The 21,979-nt window shown below is 45.0% G+C and carries 19 protein-coding genes and 1 pseudogene; 9 read left to right on the forward strand and 11 right to left on the reverse strand.

Features of this window, described 5'->3' with window-relative positions; genetic code table 11:
- The 5 genes and pseudogenes from DX130_RS16235 to erm form a co-directional block, all read right to left on the reverse strand.
- Window positions 1-1,959: an AraC family transcriptional regulator gene (locus DX130_RS16235; RefSeq protein ID WP_116047104.1), complete on the reverse strand. Its 1,959-nt coding sequence runs from the start codon at window positions 1,957-1,959 to the stop codon at window positions 1-3.
- Between the two features lie 255 nt (window positions 1,960-2,214).
- Window positions 2,215-2,558: pseudogene (locus DX130_RS16240) on the reverse strand (CatA-like O-acetyltransferase).
- A gap of 217 nt (window positions 2,559-2,775) precedes the next feature.
- Window positions 2,776-3,657 (reverse strand): DUF6999 family protein, encoded by an 882-nt coding sequence (locus DX130_RS16245; RefSeq protein ID WP_116047106.1) that lies wholly within the window; start codon window positions 3,655-3,657, stop codon window positions 2,776-2,778.
- Window positions 3,654-5,519, reverse strand: a complete 1,866-nt coding sequence (locus DX130_RS16250; RefSeq protein ID WP_116047107.1) for a StlD/DarB family beta-ketosynthase — start codon at window positions 5,517-5,519, stop codon at window positions 3,654-3,656. The genes DX130_RS16245 and DX130_RS16250 overlap by 4 nt, the downstream gene beginning before the upstream one ends.
- A 141-nt stretch (window positions 5,520-5,660) precedes the next feature.
- Complete coding sequence (gene erm, locus DX130_RS16255) at window positions 5,661-6,497, reverse strand: 23S ribosomal RNA methyltransferase Erm (protein WP_165861318.1); 837 nt, start codon at window positions 6,495-6,497, stop codon at window positions 5,661-5,663.
- 429 nt (window positions 6,498-6,926) lie between these two features.
- Between erm and DX130_RS16260 the strand changes: the two genes are divergently transcribed.
- The 3 genes from DX130_RS16260 (at window position 6,927) to DX130_RS16275 (ending at window position 11,144) form a co-directional block, all read left to right on the forward strand.
- Window positions 6,927-7,658: an MORN repeat-containing protein gene (locus tag DX130_RS16260; protein WP_133297939.1), complete on the forward strand. Its 732-nt coding sequence runs from the start codon at window positions 6,927-6,929 to the stop codon at window positions 7,656-7,658.
- Between the two features lie 803 nt (window positions 7,659-8,461).
- A complete protein-coding gene (gene rsgA / locus DX130_RS16270; protein WP_116047112.1) occupies window positions 8,462-9,520 on the forward strand; it encodes a ribosome small subunit-dependent GTPase A in 1,059 nt (352 codons plus the stop codon).
- Between the two features lie 202 nt (window positions 9,521-9,722).
- On the forward strand, window positions 9,723-11,144 hold the full coding sequence (locus DX130_RS16275; RefSeq protein WP_240644535.1) for an alpha/beta hydrolase: 1,422 nt from the start codon (window positions 9,723-9,725) through the stop codon (window positions 11,142-11,144).
- 55 nt (window positions 11,145-11,199) lie between these two features.
- On the opposite strand, the gene DX130_RS16280 is transcribed toward DX130_RS16275, so the two are convergent.
- Entirely contained in the window at window positions 11,200-12,198 is a 999-nt protein-coding gene (locus DX130_RS16280) for a MerR family transcriptional regulator (protein WP_116047114.1), read from the reverse strand.
- Window positions 12,199-12,401: 203 nt separating this feature from the next.
- On the opposite strand from DX130_RS16280, the gene DX130_RS16285 reads away from it, so the two are divergent.
- From DX130_RS16285 to DX130_RS16300, 4 genes are all read left to right on the forward strand, one after another.
- Entirely contained in the window at window positions 12,402-12,848 is a 447-nt protein-coding gene (locus DX130_RS16285; RefSeq protein WP_116047116.1) for a hypothetical protein, read from the forward strand.
- A gap of 300 nt (window positions 12,849-13,148) precedes the next feature.
- Window positions 13,149-13,787 (forward strand): RNA polymerase sigma factor, encoded by a 639-nt coding sequence (locus tag DX130_RS16290; protein ID WP_165861319.1) that lies wholly within the window; start codon window positions 13,149-13,151, stop codon window positions 13,785-13,787.
- Window positions 13,714-14,628: a hypothetical protein gene (locus DX130_RS16295; protein ID WP_133297940.1), complete on the forward strand. Its 915-nt coding sequence runs from the start codon at window positions 13,714-13,716 to the stop codon at window positions 14,626-14,628. The genes DX130_RS16290 and DX130_RS16295 overlap by 74 nt, the downstream gene beginning before the upstream one ends.
- Before the next feature lie 273 nt (window positions 14,629-14,901).
- Complete coding sequence (locus DX130_RS16300) at window positions 14,902-15,282, forward strand: CopG family transcriptional regulator (RefSeq protein ID WP_116047120.1); 381 nt, start codon at window positions 14,902-14,904, stop codon at window positions 15,280-15,282.
- A 341-nt stretch (window positions 15,283-15,623) separates the two neighbouring features.
- Here the strand turns inward: DX130_RS16300 and DX130_RS16305 are convergent, their stop codons facing one another.
- The 4 genes from DX130_RS16305 to DX130_RS16320 all read right to left on the reverse strand — a co-directional run bounded on the left by DX130_RS16305 (window position 15,624) and on the right by DX130_RS16320 (window position 19,567).
- Window positions 15,624-16,013 (reverse strand): hypothetical protein, encoded by a 390-nt coding sequence (locus DX130_RS16305; RefSeq protein WP_116047122.1) that lies wholly within the window; start codon window positions 16,011-16,013, stop codon window positions 15,624-15,626.
- Between the two features lie 259 nt (window positions 16,014-16,272).
- Entirely contained in the window at window positions 16,273-16,770 is a 498-nt protein-coding gene (locus DX130_RS16310) for a DinB family protein (protein ID WP_116047123.1), read from the reverse strand.
- Window positions 16,771-17,889: 1,119 nt separating this feature from the next.
- Window positions 17,890-18,408, reverse strand: coding sequence for a DinB family protein (locus DX130_RS16315; protein ID WP_116047125.1), 519 nt, complete (start codon window positions 18,406-18,408; stop codon window positions 17,890-17,892).
- A gap of 313 nt (window positions 18,409-18,721) precedes the next feature.
- Window positions 18,722-19,567 carry a sulfurtransferase gene (locus DX130_RS16320; protein ID WP_116047126.1) on the reverse strand — a complete coding sequence of 282 codons (846 nt, stop codon included), beginning with the start codon at window positions 19,565-19,567 and terminating at the stop codon, window positions 18,722-18,724.
- Between the two features lie 348 nt (window positions 19,568-19,915).
- On the opposite strand from DX130_RS16320, the gene DX130_RS16325 reads away from it, so the two are divergent.
- Window positions 19,916-20,062 (forward strand): DUF1540 domain-containing protein, encoded by a 147-nt coding sequence (locus DX130_RS16325; protein WP_116047128.1) that lies wholly within the window; start codon window positions 19,916-19,918, stop codon window positions 20,060-20,062.
- 318 nt (window positions 20,063-20,380) lie between these two features.
- Window positions 20,381-20,746, forward strand: a complete 366-nt coding sequence (locus DX130_RS16330; protein WP_240644536.1) for a hypothetical protein — start codon at window positions 20,381-20,383, stop codon at window positions 20,744-20,746.
- Between the two features lie 155 nt (window positions 20,747-20,901).
- Here the strand turns inward: DX130_RS16330 and DX130_RS16335 are convergent, their stop codons facing one another.
- The gene (locus DX130_RS16335; RefSeq protein ID WP_116047129.1) at window positions 20,902-21,117 is read right to left on the reverse strand and encodes a hypothetical protein; all 216 of its coding nucleotides are present in this window, start codon (window positions 21,115-21,117) and stop codon (window positions 20,902-20,904) included.
- Window positions 21,118-21,979: the final 862 nt, after the last annotated feature.

The raw sequence follows: 21,979 nt of genomic DNA on the forward strand, positions 1-21,979 counted from the left end.
TTACTTCCCTGCTGTTTCCAACATTTTCTCGGCCAACACATCAAGCTGCTTATTGAGCGACAATGGATCGGTATAGAAGAACAAGCCGAACTCTGCTTCAATAACACGACCCGCTTTCACCGCATCTATGCTATTCCAGATATTATTATTCGATAAATCGTCCATCCCTTCCCATGAAGAACGAACTACGAAATCACCAGCATACTCAGGAAGCACTTCCATAGATACAGATTTACCAGCTTCAGTTTCTGAAGCGTTCATATTCTTCTGAATAATGTCTGGAGCTTTCATGCCGAGATATTCATAGAGCACCTGGGAACCCCGTCCGAAATGTGTCGATTGAGTAACGAACATTTCCTTGGCTCCTCCCTCCAAAATCGTAACCGTTTTATCCATTAAGCCCGCTTCCTTCAGCTTCTGCTTGCTTGCTTCGACCTTAGATTGAAAATCCTCAAGTAGAGCCTTTGCCTCTTGTTCCTTGCCAAATACTTTACCCAGCATCTCGATACGTTGTTCCGTAGTTAGCTTATCGTAAGGGACGTATACTGTAGGGGCGATCGATTTCAACTTATCATAGGTAAACTCGGTTGCCACAATAATTAAATCCGGTTTCATCGCCATAACGGATTCAGGATTAACCTCATATTCGGGCCCAAGGGAATCCGCATCGGCCAAATGTTCCGTAAACGCAGCGCCTTCGTAGATTTCGGAAATACCGACTGGTTTAATGCCAAGAGCTGCAATATCGCCAATCAAATACATAACAACTACCCGTTTAGGATTAAGAGGAACTTCCACATCGCCTTTTTCAGTTGAGATGACTCTCACCGTAGTCTTGTTTGTTATTGCGTTTTCTACGACGGCGGTTGGTGACGCAGACGGAGTGATCGCAGCTGAGTTCGTGCTGTTTCCGGCTCCTCCCCCTGACATACAGGCACTAAGCACCACCGTCAAGCTTATAAGCATACTGAGCAGTATGGCTGATTTAGAATTCCTTTTCATGTAAATAGACCCTCCAGCGTTATATTGATAATGATTATCATTACCACGATTAGTGTAACGCAGAGTTCTCTTTGTGCCAATGTGCAATTCTGATACAATAAATGGACGATCCTTTGCTCCTGGCTGCTGGCGCTCTTGCGTCTGATAACGAGCGGGTGACAAGCCGGTTTGTTTCTTGAAGATTCGGCTAAAATAGTACACGTCGGGATAACCAACCTGCGACGCAATCTCCCGCAGCGATGCGTCCGTCTCTACCAGCAGCTTACACGCATGGCTGATTCGAATTCGGATCAAATATTCAATCGGGCTTATGCCGATTTGCTGCTTGAAGCTGACCGCTAAATGCCGAACGCTATAGTTCAATTGCTCAGCAAGGGATTGAAGCGTAATGACATCCTGATAATGATCATGCATATAACGGGTTGCGATTGTAACGAAATCCGGTTTGACGAGTTTTCCTTCATTATTTTTCAGCAGCCACAACAGCTCATGTACGAATTGATAGAACAACCCTGTAGCTTGAATTCTGCCAAGCTTATCTCCATTCTTCCATGCACACTCCAACGAACTCAGGCAGCTATACAAGCCAAGGGGCTCATCAGGTCGGAATCCGTATTGCATGTTGAATGGGTTGCTGCGCTCAAGCAGTCTTCCTATTTCCTTCCAGCGTGAGAATACGAGAGTTGTTCTATAGAAAAGCAAATAATAATGGAATGCTTCCTTCGCTTCTATATCCAGCCTCATGCCTTTGGCGCCATGCAATAAATAGAATGGCTCAGCCTGGTGCGTCACATCATTAAGTGCCACACTAGCAGAACCGCGCGTACTGTATATGAAACAGCTTGCTGGTAGACGGTAGCCCTCCATCACTTCCCCATCGTTCATCCTTATGTGGCGAATATCAGATATTTTGACAGCTATATGGTTCCATATCGTCGTATACTCATCTACCCTCATGTTGTCCTCGCTCCTTCTAATTCCTTCTACATCCTATCATAAATGATAATAGTTCTCAATGAAATCATGTGTAAATAGCCGATAGATATGCGTGGACAGAGGCTGGAAGGAATTGAGGTTATCTGTCTTATCAACATTGAAGTCTTTAGTCGTATAGTCTCTTAAATAAATAAAAAAAATACAGAGCCGCAGCCTTTAACTAGCTGTGCTCTGTATTTAGCATTCATTTATTACCCGCCCTTGCTTACGCAGCGGTTAAACAAGAAGCCCGTACACGACGATCAGTTTTCTCCTGCCGGCATGGTAGCCATCGCAGACCGCATGATGGAGGTGTACGGATAAAGGCAGCAGTACCTTTCCGTCCCGTTGATCGAATATTCTCATCGTAAATATGGGCAGCAAGTAGGTTCCCACGCTATAAACATTCAGATTAAATCCCGTAAAGTGAACCCAAGGAATGCTGGAAATCGGGAACGTATTCAGCGGTTCGCTTGGATCAGGGCTGGATATACCTTCATTCCCCTGTTGCTGAGTTCTGCGCGCAGTACTGTAATGTCGATATTAGCGGTCATGCTGTAGGTGCATCTTACCTGATTCAAATAGTATTCAAAATAGGGTTTTCATGGTTCACCCTCCTAAAATGTTTGTATTTTAGGAGGGACTATCGACTGCTTTAACCATTTCCGATTCACATTCCTCATCATTTTTTAATGAGATATCGTTCGTTCAGAAGTTAGTCGTCATCTTTCCATATTATCTTAATTCTCTCATATAAAGTTTAACGTTAGTTCTTCAACCCTAGCAGTGAGCCATGCATCAAGCAGCAAGCTCCTGCTTGTGCTTCAGCTCGACGAGCAGCGCGTGTAATTGCTCCGTCGCGAGTCCATGCAGCACAAGCCGGAAGCCTGCGCTCAGCGTCGTCATCGGCACCATCGGATGCTTGTTGTTAATGAGCGCGAGCCGGTCGTTGCTGCCGATGATTTTCGAAGCGAGAATGCCAATCGTTTCGTCTAATTGCAAGGAATTCGTAGCACGCCAGAAGTCGTTGTCGGACAGAAACAACTGGTACACCGGCGTGAAGCATTCGATTGCCGTCGTGAGGTCCATGAAGTTCGTCCACCGCTTCGGCATAGGCTCCATAGGCAGAGGCGTAGACGTAATGGCTGCGAAGTTCAGACGTTCTTGCTTGGTGACCTCTACTCCTTTCTCCCGCAATTCCTTGTTCAAATTGATAACGAAGTTGTATAAGTTCAAGTCATGGATAAGGAACAGATCATCCTTCACTGGCTCCAGATTCGTAGGTTTAAGCGGATTCATCGTAATAGTCACGCCCGGCACATTGTCACGGATGAACTGCAGCACCTCCGATCCAAGGTAGAAGTGACGCAGGATCATATAGTTGGCGCTCGGACTGACGAATGTTTTCATGCCCCCATGCAGCACTCGGTGCAGCAATCGGGAAGAGGTGAACGCCTTTGGTACGATGATCTTATAGACTTGCAGTAAAATGATCATGAGACGGGCAAGCGGACGAAGCAGCGGAAGCAGAAACTGCCGTGACCGGCTGGAGCAATCCTTCAAATAGGCCGCTTTTGCTTCTTCATTGAACGGAATGCTCTGATCGAGATAAATGGCGAGAAAAGGATTCGGGTCATCCCGATCATGCGTCATATTGCGAAAGTAGTCCGACTCGCTCATACAGAGTTCAACTCCTCTAATTGCAGTAAATACAGCCGTGCGGTCGTCTTGGCCGTCTTGACGATTCGGGCGGCAATCTCTGCCGTCAACAGCGGGTGCTGTACAACAGCCTCCAACCGTTCGAAGTGCAGCTCGTCGGAATCGCTATGATAAAGCAAGAAAGACACCTGCTCGTCGTTCAGCCCAAGCTGATCGCGAATCATTTCGCCCCAATAACGGGCCATCCGGCAGCCCAGTCCCTCGATAATCCACATAGCGCCGATAAGGTCGACGGGATTATCGCGGCTCGCACGCTGGAATAGGTAAGCGGACAACGCCTCGCTGCCGATATTTTTCTCCCCTGCCTGAATGGCTGCCAGATCACCCCCGACTGAAACGTAATTGCGCTCCAAAATTTGAAAATCGCGGTGTTCGTCGCTGGCATGGGCAATGAACATCGAACGCAGATCGATATGCTCAATCGGTATGTAGGACGCTGCGCGCGCGATCCATTGCGAGCCGTCGATGACTTGCTGGCGAATATTTTCCATTAGCGACTTATAATCGTTTATTGTGAATTTCCCTTGGTATAGCTTATGAATAACGGGAACACGGGCAAGCTTCTGCTCGAAGTCGATCCATACGCGCACAAGCTGGCGAACCAGTTGGGCCTGTACATCATCTGTGCTGTCGTACTTCAATTTCGGCGCTTCTGGCACCCGCTCCTCGATAGAAACCCGAGGCACTTCATCCTTAGAGCCAACAACGGTCATCATCATATACGATGTCTGGAATCGGCCACTCTCCGGCACCATGCACAATACGCGTTCACCGGGCGACAGCTTGCCGCTGACAAGCAGTTCCTCCAGCATAATGTAGATCGATGCCGCTCCCGTATTGCCTCGCGTATACAGATTGGTGAACCATTTCTCCTCCGGAATCGTTAAGCCTCCAAGCTTCAGCAGGCGGAATATTTCATCACGGAAGAAGTGCGAGGAATAGTGGCATACCATCCAATCAATCGAAGACGGATCGACCACGCCTTCCTCTACAAGCTCGAAGAAGCGATCAACTCCGACCTTCGGCATTTCGTTCACGAGCCGGATATCCTGCTTCAGATTAATTGCGCCGTCGTCGGCTGCGTCATGTACCGACTGGTATTCATGCCAATTGGCATGCTCTTTGTTGTTCTTGTTAAACCCTGCGTACATGCATACGTCATAGCTGTTCGCATAAGACTTGTTGTCGATCCACTCGATGCGAAGCGACAAGCCGCTAGGAGCAGGGCTATTTTGCAAAATGGCCGCTCCTGCGCCATCCGACAACATGAAGCGGAGAAAGTCAGTATCGAATGGTACCGCGCTATCCCGGTAGGCCTGTTGCGCTTCGAATCTCGTATGCTTGAAAGTGCGGCTGGGAAACTCGCTTGCGCAGGATATGGCTATGCGGCTCTCGCCTGACAGCACTTGCAGGTAGGCATTCTTCATCGCCTGCATGCCGCTGGCGCATACGCCGTGATGGGTTGCGATTTCCATGACAGGCAAGCCGGTCTCGGCATGAACCATACTCGCGAAGCCGGGAACAAGCAGGTCACCCTGTGTCGTGCCCACCGCCAGGAAGTCGATATCGTTCTCCTCTACATTCGAATTGCGATTCAGCGCATCGCGGATCGCTAGAGCCGCCATCTCGGCGTTGCTGTACAAGCTGCGCTGCTCCTTATCGATAGCATAATGGCGATAGCGAATTTTATTTTGCTCAAGGATGCGTCGCATGGACTTGGAGCTCTTGCCGTTAATTCGGCCCAAGTAATCTTCAATCTCTTCATTTCCGATAGGCTCACCCGGCAGAAACTTCCCCATGCTTGTCACATAAACGTCGTTCATCCTGCACACCTCCTATAGGTTATGGATATATCATCCATAATCGCTGATGAGGCGCTGTACAGGTAGTTCCATCTTTTCGTAGTACTGGTGTGTTGTGCATGCCCAGAATCAGTTTAGTGACATGACGAGTTATTCTTCTTTCTATCCTTTCGGCCAACGATGAGGCGTGACATGCTGCAGCATACTGCAAAAAAGGGATGCCCACTGTTCCATGGATAATGAAAGAACGGTTTGCTCTCGGTCAACGTTTGCCAGTTTCAAAGAAGCTTTGATCTGCGCAGGCGTGAAAATCCCCTTTAACGCATGAACCGCTGCAATTCGGGGCTCGCGCAGCAAGAGCTTGGCAAATCCCACAAACCTGGCACCTTGCTGGATGGGAATCAGCGGACGCTCTCTTCGCTCAATTCGCAACACGGCAGCATCCACCCGCGGCGGCGGAGCAAAGTGAGTGCGGGGAATAACCGATCGCATTTCCAATACAAAATGCATTCTCCACAATAACAAACGAGGATCCACCATCTCGGTCTGCGTTAACCTGCGTGCTGCTCCTTTTTCTATAATCAACATTCCCCGTTGAAACGCCCTTCCCTCGGGACCGAGCAGCTTCTCAAGAATAGGCGTTGTGATGGAAAACGGAATGTTCGCTACCACATGAAATGCTTCCTTCGGCAGCCGCAGCAATCTGATGTCCCCTTGGATAATCCGTATGCGGGGATCTCCTTCCGCTTTTGCGCGGAGAAAGCGAACAAATTCCGCATCCATCTCCACTGCAATCACTTTCCCCGCTTGATCAGCAAGCGGGAAGGTCAAGCTTCCTTTGCCTGCGCCGATATCAAGCACAGTGTCGGATGAGCTTAATCGGGCAGAACGAATGAATTGCCGAATCGTCTCTGGATGATGCAGCAAATGCTGTGCAGAGAAATTGGGGCCGGATTTATGTGCTCTTGCGTTACCTTGCTTCTTATTTTGTTTTCGCATATGATTCTCCCGTTTCGTTAATTTTTCGCAAAACAAAAAAAACGCAGGCATATGCCTGCGGCGAAAAAACGGAAGAAAAAAGTTAAATAGTGCGCATGTAAACAAACGTAAGGCACAATACGAAAATGGGCAGACGTTTCCCATGCACCTATACACTTTTACACACGCAAAAAAGAGACAGACTGGCTGTCCCTTGTTCTCCGATACGATCGGGGATGTCCTAAAATGGGCAGACTGATTCCGTTTTACTCCGCACGCAGGCAGAGCCTTTGCTCACTATGAAATTTAGTGGGACAAAGGAACAAAACGAATTCTTCTAGTCAAAGCACCCAACATTAGAACAACCCTCCTTATACTTGAAGTAGACCAAATATAGCATAAACATATGCAAGACGGCAAGAAATATGGTTGGTTCCATTTCAAGTTAACATGAATGATAATATACATATTGCCGATTACACCAAAGCTTATCCTGACGGATCTATCTATACTGGCCAAATACGCGAGCAGCAGGCTAACGGTATCGGAGAAAAACAATATCCGGATGGAAAAACGTTCACAGGCACATGGAAGAACGATGCCATCAGCGGATTTGGACAAGCGCTCTCCCCAAATGGAGCCTACTATATCGGAAAGTGGTCGGAAGGCAAACATGATGAGGTCGGCATACGCCGGGACATGAGAGGAAACTTCTACTATGGAGAATTTTCGCGAGGGCAAGAAAGCGGTCAGGGTGCCCTCTTTTTAACGAGCAATGATGCATATATCGGTACTTGGAATGACGGTCAACGAAACGGTTATGGCACTTATATCTACGAAGACGGAAGCATCTACTCCGGATATTGGGAAGACGGGGAGAAATCCGGATCGGGCAAGGAATTTTTTGAGGACGGCGATCATTATGTCGGTGAATATAAATCCGGGCTGTTTGACGGAAAGGGCATTTATACTTATCGGAATGGCACTCTATTCGACGGAGTCTGGATGGCAGGCAAGAAAAACGGAGAAGGAACGCTGACAGACATAAATCGCACAACCTACACAGGGCAATGGTATGGTGAATGGTACGAACATACTGCTGAGGGCATTGTAGTCGCAAATTACGTGAATGGCGAAAGTACTCGGGGACGATACATAGACGGGGAATTTATTAGAGAATAAAATTGTCGTGGTCAGCCCCGTCTTCATACGGAATTTCGGCTGCCAGTTCACCGGGATTTATACACGTCACAGCTCATCGTTATCGAAGGTATAGTGATCCTCAAAACCTTCCCTCTCCCAAATGACTACATTGTAGATAAGAACATCCAAGGTTTCGTTCTGCAGCTTTCCCTTAACAAGTGCGGCTGAATGGAGTTCAGATCCATATTCGCCTTCATTTGAATTGAGCTCTACCCTCTGCTCTTCATACGTTCGATCGACTCTTATTTTGCAAATGTCAGTTGCATGGTAAAGTTTGGTTTAAACCATGTGTCGGCTCGGATTTTTATTCCCAACTTTGGAAACATATGATACCTTTGAATAGCAGAAGATTTTACCTGTCTGCACCGTTTTTCCATACTTTTTATAGTTATTGAAGGGAGCTGTTTCTCAAATGACAATTCATGTAATGGTGATAAACTCTTAAAACCGAATACGGGCAGCATGCGCCTTTAGGCAGCATCTTTGCGTTCCGGCTCCAGCTAGTTTTTCAGGAGTTGTGTGTGCGTCTATTTGAGCTTGCATGTATGCCCACGTTGTCAAAGTAACCTTTCGTGAATACTGTTAACTGCAGGCACACTCGTTGAGGTGTGTTTTTTGTTTTTCCCAATGAAGCGCAGCAGAGCAGCCTATGCATAGGAATGGCTGCTTGCTGCGCTTTTTTGTCATGCTTTTTTCCTTAAAGCATGGCCATGAATTTGTATGAAACCAACCATGAGCACTTACGCATGAATACGAAATTAACGATGTGGAGGCAAAAAAACATGAACACGAACGTTGAAGATTACGGTATCTCCCCTATTGATGAAACAACAGCTTCCTCCGGTCTCATTCCGGGACGAATTACCGCTGTCCACAGGGAGCGCTATGAGGTTGTCTGTCAGCATGGAGAAATTGGAGCAAGGCTCAAATCCGGTATTTACTTTAGCGGGACTGCAGATGAACGGTTTCCTACAGTTGGAGATTATGTCCTGCTTCAATATAATTCCGGCGGTGACAGCCTGATTGTAAAAACCGGTGAACGCAAGTCATCTTTTTCCCGCAGTGATTATTCCGGTCACGGTGCAGCCTATGCGAAGAGCATACTGGAACAACTGGTTGCGGCAAACTTCGATTATGTATTTATTATGGCTTCGCTCAATTATGATTTTAACGTGAAACGGATTGAACGTTATCTGACGATGGCCTGGCAAAGTGGAGCTCAGCCTGTTATTGTGCTGACCAAGGCCGATCTGTCCCATCAAGTATCCGAACAGCTTCAGCAGGTCAGAGAGATTGCAATCGGTGCAGACGTATTTGCCATTAGCTCCAAGACTGGCGACGGACTTGACGAGTTGAAAGGCTATTTGCAGCCGCGCAAAACTATTGTATTTCTTGGCTCATCCGGTGTCGGCAAATCCAGCCTGGTTAATGCACTAGCCGAGGAAGAAATTATGAAGGTATCCGGCATTCGTGAGGAAGACTCCAAAGGCCGCCATACCACGACCCACCGCCAGCTCACACTGCTGAACAATCGCGTGATGGTGATCGACACACCCGGCATGCGTGAGCTAGGGCTGTGGGATGCCGATAGCGGAATTAGCGAGACGTTCTCTGATGTGGAAGCACTGTTCCAACAATGCAAATTTGCTGATTGCACACATGAGAGAGAGCCAGGCTGCGCAGTCAAGCAATCTATGCAAAACGGTGCGCTTAATGAGGATCGTTGGCAGCGCTACTTGCAATTGAAGAAGGAAAATTTGTTCGTAACCAATAAAGCTGCCTACCTTCGTGAGAAGGATAAATGGCATAAATTATCCGTCATAAACAAGCGAAGAAAATAGTAATGAAACATCTGGATAAACAATAAGCGAGGGCATATCAAGCAGTCATGACAACAGCTTGATATGCCTTTTTTTCGTATGGAAGAAATAGTTGTACGACTAGGACTTGAATCTTCACCTACTGGAGGTTGTAAGCTTTGAAATAGCTAGCAGCTAGCAGTTAACTGAACATGGAGGTTTAATGATGATGAGGTCTTTAGAAATGTTGTTACTAGTCTTCAATATTGTAATGCTGGGGTGGATTCTGTTCGCCAAAAACAAGCGGCGGCGCTCCCTTCTCATCGGTTTCGGCGTTTCTTCCATTATGATGCTGCTGCATGGAGTCATAGATGGGATGCGCTGGCCGATGATTCCTGCTTATATTATAACGGCACTGCCGCTTCTGATCGCCGCTTCCATATGGGTGCGCAGAGACAAAAAAGATGAGAAACGGACGGGACGAAAAGTCCAGCTGTTGAAGCGCATTCTAGCGACGACAATGACCGTTATTTATTCAGCCGTCGCTGTAGCATTGCCGCTCTTGCTTCCGGTATTCACTTTTGAGAAGCCAGCAGGTCCCTACAAAATCGGCACCGTCACCTATGACTGGACCGATCAAGAAAGGGACGAAATCTTTACACCTGATACAAACGATAAGCGTCAATTAATGGTACAAATCTGGTATCCTGCTGACGCAAAGGCAAAAGGAAAGACGCAAGCCTATCATTCCGACATCAATGTGTTTGCCGAGGGCTATAGCCAGATGCTCAATTTCCCTAAGCTGTTGTTCAGTTCTATCGGCTACGTCAAGACACACGCTATAGTAAATGTAGATATCTCCAAGGAGGAGCCGTCCTATCCGGTGCTTCTTTTTTCACACGGCCTCACGGGGAATAAAATGCAAAACACCTTCCAGGTCGAACAATTGGTCAGCCAGGGTTACATCGTAGTCGGCATCGACCATACCTATAGCAGCACCGCCTCCATTTTCCCGGATGGACGTGTAGCCCCTTTAATGATGCCAGACATTACGTCCATCGCCGACTTGGATAAGGCTAATGCACAATGGGTAGAAGATATCCAATTCGTACTGGATCAGATCGAGGAGCTGGCAGCGAATGACCCGGACCAGCGTTTTACCGGCCGAATGGATATGGATCATGTGGGGATGTTCGGTCATTCCTTCGGCGGGGCGACAAGCATGCAAGTATTAATGAGGGATTCAAGAGTAAAGGCAGCGCTCAATATGGATGGCGCATTATATGGTGAACTGCGTATTCCCGAAGAAGGGCTGAACAAACCTTTTATGATGATGAGTGCTGATTCCAGTGTAGAGAATATGAAGAAAACCACAGAAGGCAGCCCAATTGATATGACGAAGGAAGTGCTGCCACGGTTCGATCATATCACCAAAGGCGGCAACTACTGGATGATCCTAAAAGAGACGACACACATCAGCTTCACCGACTTTGTTCTGTTCTCCCCCCTGTTCCAATTGATGCAGGGACGTGATATTCAAGAGGGCTTTAACCTCATTAACGATTATTCGCAGGACTTCTTTGATCATTATTTAAAACAACAGCCATTCCGGCTAATCGAGCAACATATTGGAGAAAATTCGGATTTTACACTTATAAAAGACTGAATAAACATGTGAACAGCCCAAAGGCCTTAGCCTTTGGGCTGCTCACATATTTAGGTTACGAATTCAACTTCCTTTGCAGGTTTTCGAAAAAAACGTGATTTCCTTCTGAGAGCAAGTTTAATTGCGGACTCATAATGGCACACAGCCTATTGATGCGCTCAATAAGAGGCGACCGAGTCTGCTCGGCATGCTCGAAAAAAGCTTTAAGAAAATCAGCGTTATAGATGGTTTGCTCGGTAATTGCATATAACGAGACTGTCTCTTCAATAATTGCCTGAACCTCAGGACTGTCGGCAGACTTTTTGGCCTCCAACGCTTGTGTCAATCGAGCATAGATATGATCCAGCTTCTTGATCCATGTAGCTGCGTCATAGCGGGGTTGAAGCTCCTTAGTAAAGTATGAAAAATTGGTGTTTTTTACATCCTGAATGAATTGAGTGTCGTTTATGATCTCTTGCAGTTCATTCCAGGCTGCTATTTGTTGAGCTGTCGTTTTTTCTTGATTGACAATATATTTGTTAAAGTAATGCAGCATAGGATCTTGCCATTCTGAAGGAACTTCGTCAAAGAGACCTGTTGCCACCACCTTCTCGGCAATAAACTGGTTTCGTTTTTCGACATTTGATGCTTTAGCTTGGACAAAATCATAGAGGTGTCGCATGGAATCCCCTTGTTGCTGCTTGGCTTGTTGTAAAATAGAGATCATATTGGTAAGCGCACTTACCTGTATGGAAAGAGATTCAATCTGCCAGTCAAGCGCTTTATCGACGGATAAAACTCCGGATAAGAGCTTACTGATTTCTTCAATGCTGAAATCCAGATATCGCAACGTTGACGTAAGCTCTAAACGCCAAGTATCCTCCCCCGTATATAGCCGATGCCCTCCTTCGGTATGACTGGTCGGCTTTACTAACCCAATCTCATCGTAGTAACGAATCGTTCTAACTTTAGATCCAATCATTTTAGCTACTTCACCAATCAGATAAGTTCTCTCTCCTATCCCAGAATCAGCAGACATTTGATTCCGCGTCTCGCTGTCTTCATTCGAATGCAAGAAATCCGCCTCCTATTTCCCAAATAAATATCTTCAGCAACTGAAGCTTTAGAACAATTATAACAGCAGCCCATGCCTGCTTGACGGCAGTGATCTGTTCTGGCTCCCACTTGGAGATAAATTGCTTTGAAACGGATATGATGCTCCAAGCGTAAACACTTCTAATAATCTAAATATTTCCCATCACACTAGGAGCGATTGATTTGAATAAAAAATTTATTATTTTTGGCGGAATCATTGTAGTTGCGATTATACTACAATTTATTAATGTTGGTTTAGTAGGCAACAGTGTTGTAAGTAACATCCCCGTTTTGGGGGAGCTACTCACTTTAATTGATTTTTTATTTATATTCGACCATCTTAACCAAGGTCTTACTATTAGTAACATGCAACAATTCTTACTAAGAGTAGTAAGCCTTATTGCAACTTTATACACTGCAATAAAAATAAATGACCTTGGGCTTAATCGATTTAATGAGTTTTTCGGGGATGAGCGAATAATAAAATATATAACTATAGTTGCAGCAATCGTTATACATATGGTTATCTACTTCATCTTTCACAAAATGTACATTGAGACCATCTTTGCACTTTTACATAGAATAACGGATGAACTAAATAAAATTAATGAGTTGTTAACGACATTCTAGAAAAATATCGGAAACGTACGATGCCATTCAACAACCTGTCACAGCCCTCCAACCCGCGTCCGACGCGTCCTTATGCCCTCTACTCTTCCCCTGTCGCTACCAGATTCTCTCTATACGAGATCCCATCGCTCCAGCATAATAATACTTAGAGTGGACGGAACTTGCAGCTGATTCTACTATTAAAGCATTAAATAATAGGCTACAAGCAACCATACTTACTGCATTTTAATACGAGCTGTCACAAAACATACATTGCGGTGTTTAATAAATAGAATCAAAAAGAAAGGAGAGTCAATGCTAGTGCAAGAGCAACCATACGAAGACTCTGATGAAGCATTAATTCGTGCAGTTCGAGACGGACAATTAGAGCAATATGCTGCGCTCATTAAAAGATATCAGCAGCGATTATATGTATACTGCTATCATCTGCTTATGCAAAGAGAGGAAGCAGAAGATGCTGTGCAGGACGTACTTATTAAGGGGTATGAGAAGCTGTCTTTGTATACGTACAATCAATCTTTTTCAGCATGGCTATATAAGATTGCTTATTATCATTGCCTTAACTTGCTTAGAAAACGGAAAGTGACCACCTTGATGATGAAGCTGCTTAAACCACTTGGTAATGAAAATGTAGATGATGGATATGCAATAGCAAGGCAAAAGGAAGTATTAACCCAAATGGAGTTTGCGCTACAGCAACTAACGTTAGTAGAAAGATCGCTAATTGTGCTCAGAGTGATAGAGAGACAATCCTATGACGAGATTAGCCAGAGTTTTCCCCAGTCGCCCACGGCACTACGCAAAAAAGCAGGACGATCCTTATCGAAGCTAAAGAAAATTTGGAAGGAACTGGAGGGAGTAGAAATTGAAGAACCGCACACACGCAGATTGGCACACGAATCTGACATTATTGGAAGAGCAATTACCCCAGATCGATAGAACAGAAAGCATTATGGCTGCGATTCGATATAATAGCCAAAGCGGGCAACGGCATACGAGTACTTCGATCAAAAGCCTGAACAGAAAAAAAGTATGGTATATCTCCTTGATTGGGGCAACGATGTTGTTTGCATGCGGCTTTGGCTTCGCGGCGGCACAATCCTGGAAACTATTCACTCCGGATGGCGCGGTTACTGTAGAGCTTAGAAGTCTTCTTCATAACGAAGAGTCTGATTCTACATTAGATATCGCTGCATTGCAAAATATGCTTGCCGAAGGTGAAGCAGCTACATTCTACATAAAGGACCAAAATCGTTACATCAGCCTGGCAAACGAACGACTCTATACAGATTATAAACCTTTTTCCTCGCAAATTGGCGACCGAGCACCATTAAATGAGATTGGAGACAGCTTTGTATTTCAATCGGGTTTGTTGTTCCATGATTTGAACGATGAGATACCAAACGTAACTTCATGGAAAAATTCAATCACCATAGGTGAAATTAGTTATCAATTGAAGGTGCTTGGTGAAGCGGTCGGCTATCAAGCAAACTACAAAAATGATTACGGAAAACAAGTATCTCTAAAAGTATGGTTTCATGTACCTGACCAGACCATTTTTTCGACCGAAATGAATGATTTAGAGGTGGAGAAGATCAAAATCGGCGTAACAGAAGCCTTTTATTTAAAAGGACTCCATAGTTCCGCTCAACGTCTTATTTGGGGAGAAAATGATAACCAAAGTTACTATCGCCTTGATGACCTTTCTGTGGAAAAATTGTCTCGCGAACATCTGATCGACATTGCATCTCCTTTGATCAACTATGAGAAATCCAATTAAGCAATGAATCGATACGTCCAAAGAGAAAAGACAGTTCAGAAAAATGCTGATAGGTTGACTTTTTAATATGAAAGGCCGGTTACAGCCTCTCTCCAGTGAAGGGGCTAACCGGCCTTCTCTGTGTACATGGAAGGGAGAGCGATGAATTGCTGGCGACGTATTGTTTGCGGCTTGTTGATAGTTGTCTGCACCAAAAAGGTTTGACATCCAATTAATACCATGATACCATCCATATGGATGGTATATAGATGATATTTGGAAGGATGTGCTTTCATGTCGGAGACCGAGAAAATTACGCTAAATCTAGGTGCTGTTGATTTAGGTCAGATTGACCTACTGGTGGAGCAAGGCTTTTATACTAATCGAACAGATTTGATAAGAACTGGAATACGCAACCAAATCAACTTGCATGCCCATGAAATTAAGCAAATGACTCAACAAAAAGCCATAACTATTGGTGTTCAGGTTCTAACCAATGACCACCTTGAATCCCTTTTAAAGCAAGACCAGAAACTTAATCTCAAGGTCGTTGGTATGCTTATCGTCGAACCATCTGTCTCCATAGACTTGTTTAGAAAAGTCGTTGAAACAGCCAAAGTGTATGGCATTATTAAAGCTGACAATGAGATTAAAAAGGAAATTAGCCGACATTAGTATAACCTTCTAAACGCTGATCTTCGTTATATGAGTTATAGTCATACTTGTTCGCTTCTTTACTATAAACCTACTTGTTGCCGCCATCCTTTGGCGGCATTTTTTCATTCATATTGAGGGGAGCGATTCATATGCAGATGTAACAGCAACGATTAACGCTTCTCTTCGTCCCCTACCGAAACCGGATTCTCCTCATAAGGTATCCATTAAAAATGGGGACTACGCTTTTATGCCTTTGGAACTGCTAGGCACTTGAAAAAGGAACAACAAAGAGGACTGCAACAGCCTGCCTCTCAGCAGCCTGTCGCAGCCCCAAACTCGCATATGATGCAACGACAATATTAATATTTTGGCTGTAAATAAAACATAGGAACAGATCCATAGCTACCTTGGAATTGGGCTTGTATAACTACAGGATTACCATAGGGAAAAGTATGAGTTGCTGAACAGCAATAAAGATCGGGACTGTTAACCGTAGCGTATCCGCCGGCGTTGAGCGTGACGGTAAGGGTGGAGCCGTAGACAGGTTCGCGCTGCCCCCAAGGTCCTTTGTACATCAAAGTGACGGTCACTTGAGTATTCGGTTCTCCCGAAAGAGTCACTGAATAGGAATACTTAGAGTGATCTGGCAGCCCATATCTTGTATCTACTGATTCTGCAGTATAAGCGGCAGAAGCCGAGCTGGAGAAAGCAAACATAGCAATGAGGACCATTAATATTACCTTTTTCATTATTCTCACCTCCTCTCTGTGAAGGGTAATCATAAAGAAATCAGCGCGCTCGTCGATGGAATAACTAGTAAATTAATTACATTATATAAAAAAAGGGATAAATAAGAAACAAAAACTTCATTCCGCGATGCATCCTATTGAAACGGACACGCGTCGATGCCTTTCCAGTTTCTTAACGCACGGATGAACAATTGGGCCTTAATCTATATTCACATCCCTCGCCACAACCCACGGGGAATAAGATAGAAATTAGGGACAGCTATTTCAAGTGGCTTGTGTTTGACGTTAATAAATTTTCAATCTGGTCCATATGATGCTGATCATGCTCAATTAAACCAACCACAAAATCAAAAATAACAAAGGTTGTCCCATCTGCGTCCACGAAAGAATGCCTTAGACTTTGCTCTGAAATTTGGTTCAGCTTTTGTATGAACAGCTCTCTTGTTTCAATTACAAGCTCAAAAAGCTCATTAGCAGCTCGCTCCTTGGCAATTTGCATAGAGTTGTGATTAAAACTGTCGACTTCTATTAAATCACTTGATGTAATGACCGCTTTTTCCTGACGCGCTGCTACTGGAGTAATCGCGTATTCGAAATAATATTGATCCCAAACCATAATATGAGCCATGATCTCCTTAGGAGACCACTTCCCTGGTGCAATCGGACTTGACAACTCCGCCTCAGAATACGATTTTAATCCTTCTGCAAATGTAATAAGACGCTTAAATTCATGCACTAGTTGTTCTCTATTTTCCATAAGAATCCCCTTTGCTAGGTTTATTTAATTTACTACGCTTAAAGAATTGTATCCCTTAAAGTGAACTTTAAGTCAAGTTGTTACAAAAACAAAAAAAGAGCCGTAACAGCCTGCCCACTGGCAATCTGCTGCAGCCCCACACACGCGTCCTACGTACCTTCCTTCCGCGTCCGCAAACCGGTTGATCATCATTTGATTTTTGCTCAGAAGCGATTTAAACGGCTCACGTCTTTTATCCAATATTTCTTTGCTCATCCGACTCATCCGTACATGAACGATTGACTTCAGTTGAAATCATCTTAGATCGCCATTTTTTCACTAAATCCAATCGCTCCAACTATTGATTCTGTCCTGAACCTGGTTACAGACTTGAAGTCGTGGCATGTACAGACTCTTTGAATCGACAGCTTCATTACATTGCCGCCACAGTTAACCAAGGATCGTCTTTCCCGCCAACAAGCAAAAACGTGGATTACGACACGCCAGCGCCATTGGCTCGGAGAGATCGGGGCGAGGCGAAACGGTACAACCCTACGTTGCACGTCAGATGGTGGGAAAACTCCACGAACTCAGCAAAAGGCTTGCATAAACGAGCGTAAACCATAAAGATACCCTAGAGACCGTACCAGAAAGAGTCGCGTAAAAAGAGTAAGAAAAGTAAACCTAAATACATCTCAAAGAAAAAATGTATCCAAACATACATAGCTACAAAAAGGTATGTATTAGAGCTTACTCTTTTTACGCCGCGCCTGACCCTCGGGCGCCGCTGTGGCCATTCTCTGGAACAGAACGAAGCAGTCCTACACCATCTACTTGAGGGGACCCTCCCTTTATGCTGTATCGCTACCCATGTATTATGTCCTCTGCAAACCTTCTTCTTCTTTAGCTCCCTGAGCTTGGCGGCTCTAAGAGCATGTAGCTCTTGCCCTGACTAAGAAGAGGAATACATCGTCCACGCCTCTTCAACTGCCCACCACCAGCGGGCTCCTTAATTCCTGCTACTGCTTTTGCCAGTATTTTAAACTTCATTTGGCTTCTTCGTAAATGTTCATACTAGTAACTTAAAAAAGCCTGGAACACATGTTCCAGGCTAAAGTCCATTATCTCCATAAAAAAAGATTACTGGCTTAACGTATACAGATAAAAACCATAGTCTGTCGGTGTTCCCGGATGTCCCAATTGCCGAAGCATGGCGGTCACATTACCGCGGTGGTATGTTCCATGGTTCACGAGATGCTGAATATAATCCACACACCGGGCATTGAACGCTCCGGAAGGGTAAATGACCTCGATGTCCTCATGCTGTTCAATGAATAACCGAAACTTATCGGTCAGATCAATCATCATCTGACTTAACTCTTCGATGCGCCTTCCTTTGGTTTCTGCTACTGCAGAATCGATCGAGTCTTTCAGGTTCTCCAAATACTCAGCCGACATGTCAGTGACGCCACCCGCAACAAAAAAAGACAACCAACCTCGATCAATTACGTAAATATGAACCATTGTATCGAAGATAGTCGGAAATACACTGACAATCTCCTTGCGGTATACTTCCTCTGAAAGCTGCTGTAAATATTCGCAAATCTTCCGGTTCGCCCAAACGTGATATTCGAACTGCTGCAATGCATACTTCTTCAAATCGGTTTCCCCTTTCGATTGGGGAATCACGCAGTTTAAGGGCGATTATGCGCTAGTCCCTTTACAAATTTGCCCGTAGTTAATTGTTGTTTTCATTTTAAACGCCTCCTGGATATTCATCTGAGTCCATGCTAACACAATCGATTATCAAGTACAATTGGGCAGGACATGTACAAATTAGAGTTCATCCGAAAATGGAATTTGGAAGCATGGGAGCGTTGACTTTCTGTTGACTTCGACACACCCCAGCCCAACGCAAAGAAGTACATCGCCACATGAACGATGTACTCCGAATCACATACTGCTATGTTCATTAAGCGTTCTCTTCGTCCCCCGTCGCCACCGGATTCTCGCTATACGAGATCCAATCGCTCCAGCTACCTGCGTACAACTTCACATTGGTAAAACCCGCTTCCTGCAGAGCGATCACATTCGGAGTCGCCGTAACGCCTGAGCCGCAATACACGATGAGCTCGCGGTTTTTGTCCAAATCGGCGAAGCGCTCAGCTTGCTCATCTGCAACCTTCCAGCTGCCGGTTACCGTCAGTCCGTCCTTCCAGAAGCGATTAATAGCTCCCGGAATATGGCCTGCCACTCGGTCAATCGGTTCCACCTCGCCACGATAACGTGGCGTCTCTCGGGAATCGATCAGCGTGACGCCTTCTCTCCCCAGCAGCTCCTGTACCTGATCCATCTCTACCAGCATCGTATGTTCAACGATTGCCAGGAATTTCACAGGAGTCGGCTCCGCAATCTCATCCGTTACCGGATGCCCGGCACTCGTCCACGCAGCGAATCCTTGGTCCATCACATATACATGCTCATGGCCCAAATACTTCAACAGCCACCACAGCCGGGAAGCCATCGCTCCACCTTGGTCATCATAAGCCACTACTTTCGTCTCATTGCCAATCCCTGCGAGACTAAGCGCAACCGTCAGATCAAATATATCCGGCAACGGATGCCGACCGCCATGCTCATCCACAGGTGCGGATAGATCCTTCTCTAAATCCAAATAGACGGCCCCCGGAATATGCGATGCTTCATAAGCCTCACGTCCAGCGTCCGGTTTGCCAAGCACAAAGCGGCAATCCGCGATAACGACATTTGGCTCTCCCATATGTTCCTTAACCCATGCCATTGATACGATATTATTCATATTATATTCCGTCCTTTCTCATACAACCCATGCGTCCTATTATACGGATTTTTGCCTCCGCACAAAAGTCCGCTATGTCTTATTTATAGCGATCATAAAAAATCCGCTGCGCATGTAAAGATACAGCGCAACGGATTCGGATTATTTACAAAAAATTCTATGAATCTTATAGCCAGAAACGATACGCAGCTTGCAGCCGCGCCCAGTTTCGTTGTATCATGGATATGAAACACAAATAGCCCTTTGTGCGAAAAAGGGACATGCGAGCGATGACAAGGTGCGAACTTGGATATCGCCTTGCTGTATTCCATTTGTGTCTTCCATTAACCCCATAAGGAGGTGTCCGCAATGGCTAAAGACGTTCTTTGTGAAGTCAACTCCTGCCGTCACTGGAGCAACGGCAACAAGTGTGCTGCTGAACAGATTTACATCGTATCCAAGCAGCAAGCAAGCACATCGTCGGAAACAGATTGCCAAACGTTCGAAATTAAATAAAGCAATACGGAGAAGGAATACTTCAGGTGTTCCTTCTTCTTTTTTGATTTTATCAAGAACGATAATTATTATCAAGTCTTTTTTTGCTGGAAAGTCAGATTACACCTTCAATCCCCGTCATATCTCTATAGCCTAAAAGCTTCTGTCACATAGACGACATGCCCTCTCCTGCTCAACTCTACCACTATACGTTCCACTGCTCACGCATTCGATCACAAGCCAAGCAAAAATATTATCACTTCTCAAACATTTTTTTGAAAAACCACTTGAAATCCCGCTAATTCCTAGTATAATACTCGGTATAAGAGGTTGCAACGATTGGAGCTGTTGAACATGTCACACCCCGATAAAGCTATAGCGACAAAATGGATCGATGATTATTTGGATCTATATAACTTGGCGGTATCCATTGGTGATACGGCGTGGCAGCAGGATATCCTGCAGTCGCTGCGAGATAGAGACAGTCACATTCGGGCAGAAATCGCTCACAATGTACAAGTGGAGTTATGGCTGCGCTTCGACAGCATAAATCGTAAGATGCTTGATCTGTACGAACAGCTTCGCAGTTCTGCCAACACGGACAACGAGAAGCGGCAATTGCAAGAGCAAGTGTGGGAATTCAAAATCCAGAGGGTTACTATCTCCAATAAGCTGAAGGCACAGTATACTGCCCAGCAACTATAATAAACAAAGAAAAACAAAAAAAGCCGGCATGCAGCTATCTGCTTTGCCAACCTATGTACCAAGACCCTGTTCAATAAATGCATGCAGGCGACTGCTCTGCAGTAAAGGCGAAGACCGCCTCTTCAATCGCTATGAATGGCCAGATTCATAGACGATTACATCGATACTTGCTCCATCTCACGCATCATTTTCATCATCATTGTCATCATTTCATCGCATTCCTGCATTTTCATCATCATCATGTTGGTATCCATGCAGTCCATCATGTTCATTTCTGTCATCTTGTCCATCATCATCTTCATGGAGTTCATCTTGCACATCATTTCATCCATGCACATAGTCATCATCATTTGCATCGCCATCTTTTCCACGTCCGTTCACCTCCCTATATTTCCTACATCTAAAAAGATACTACAGCCCGCCCAAATTTTCAATACTTTTTTTGAAAAAAGTATTTCTTTTTATTTTCCGATATGATATAAATAAAGATTGCACTTAAAATCTGACTAAGCCACTTGGTATAATATACCTTAACCTCCCCCTTCGTTTTCACTTCCATAAGCTAAAAAACCAGGGCATCTTGCCCTGGCCAGAGTGTCGATAAAGTCATATGGACTTTTCGACACTTATTTATGTATGTAATAAGACTCCGCTTGCAAAGGAAAATCGATTTAAACCGCTTTGGGGAACGAAGCTCTGAGAATGAATCTTTAATAATGAAGCTCTGATAACGAAACGTATAACAAACTTTTAACTCATTTGATAAAAAAATAGGCTTCTCACCAGACTTAAGGCGTTGAAACCGACTTAAAGCGCATCGGAGAGTACTCCAAGGAGATTAAGGCGTTGAAACCGACTTAGAGTGTCCTCAGAGCGCGTATCAAGGTGATTAAGGCGTTGAAACCGACTTAGAGTGTCCTCAGAGAGCGTATCAAGGTGATTAAGGCGTTGAAACCGACTTAGAGTGTCCTCAGAGCGTGCATTAAGGAGATTAAGGCGTTGAAACCGACTTAGAGCGTCCTCAGAGCGTGCATTAAGGAGATTAAGGCGTTGAAACCGACTTAGAGTGTCCTCAGAGAGCGTATCAAGAAGATTAAGGCGTTGAATGGACCTCTTTCAAGAAAGTGGACAACACATAACGTTACTCATGCGATGGTTTTGTAGTACGCCTCTTCGAATCGAACGGGGGATAAATACCCCAGCGACCCATGGATTCGCTTCCGGTTGTAAAAG

Source organism: Paenibacillus paeoniae (genome assembly GCF_003388735.1).
GTDB lineage: Bacteria > Bacillota > Bacilli > Paenibacillales > Paenibacillaceae > Pristimantibacillus > Pristimantibacillus paeoniae.

Excerpts from the sequence above, each read along its gene's own strand:
- DX130_RS16245 (WP_116047106.1), bottom strand. The coding sequence starts at position 3,657 with ATGAGCGAGTCGGACTACTTTCGCAATATGACGCATGATCGGGATGAC.
- DX130_RS16320 (WP_116047126.1), bottom strand. The coding sequence starts at position 19,567 with ATGAATAATATCGTATCAATGGCATGGGTTAAGGAACATATGGGAGAG.
- DX130_RS16275 (WP_240644535.1), top strand. The coding sequence starts at position 9,723 with ATGTTGTTACTAGTCTTCAATATTGTAATGCTGGGGTGGATTCTGTTC.
- DX130_RS16260 (WP_133297939.1), top strand. The coding sequence starts at position 6,927 with ATGAATGATAATATACATATTGCCGATTACACCAAAGCTTATCCTGAC.
- DX130_RS16300 (WP_116047120.1), top strand. The coding sequence starts at position 14,902 with ATGTCGGAGACCGAGAAAATTACGCTAAATCTAGGTGCTGTTGATTTA.
- DX130_RS16250 (WP_116047107.1), bottom strand. The coding sequence starts at position 5,519 with ATGAACGACGTTTATGTGACAAGCATGGGGAAGTTTCTGCCGGGTGAG.
- DX130_RS16310 (WP_116047123.1), bottom strand. The coding sequence starts at position 16,770 with ATGGAAAATAGAGAACAACTAGTGCATGAATTTAAGCGTCTTATTACA.
- erm (WP_165861318.1), bottom strand. The coding sequence starts at position 6,497 with ATGCGAAAACAAAATAAGAAGCAAGGTAACGCAAGAGCACATAAATCC.
- DX130_RS16235 (WP_116047104.1), bottom strand. The coding sequence starts at position 1,959 with ATGAGGGTAGATGAGTATACGACGATATGGAACCATATAGCTGTCAAA.
- rsgA (WP_116047112.1), top strand. The coding sequence starts at position 8,462 with ATGAACACGAACGTTGAAGATTACGGTATCTCCCCTATTGATGAAACA.
- DX130_RS16305 (WP_116047122.1), bottom strand. The coding sequence starts at position 16,013 with ATGAAAAAGGTAATATTAATGGTCCTCATTGCTATGTTTGCTTTCTCC.
- DX130_RS16325 (WP_116047128.1), top strand. The coding sequence starts at position 19,916 with ATGGCTAAAGACGTTCTTTGTGAAGTCAACTCCTGCCGTCACTGGAGC.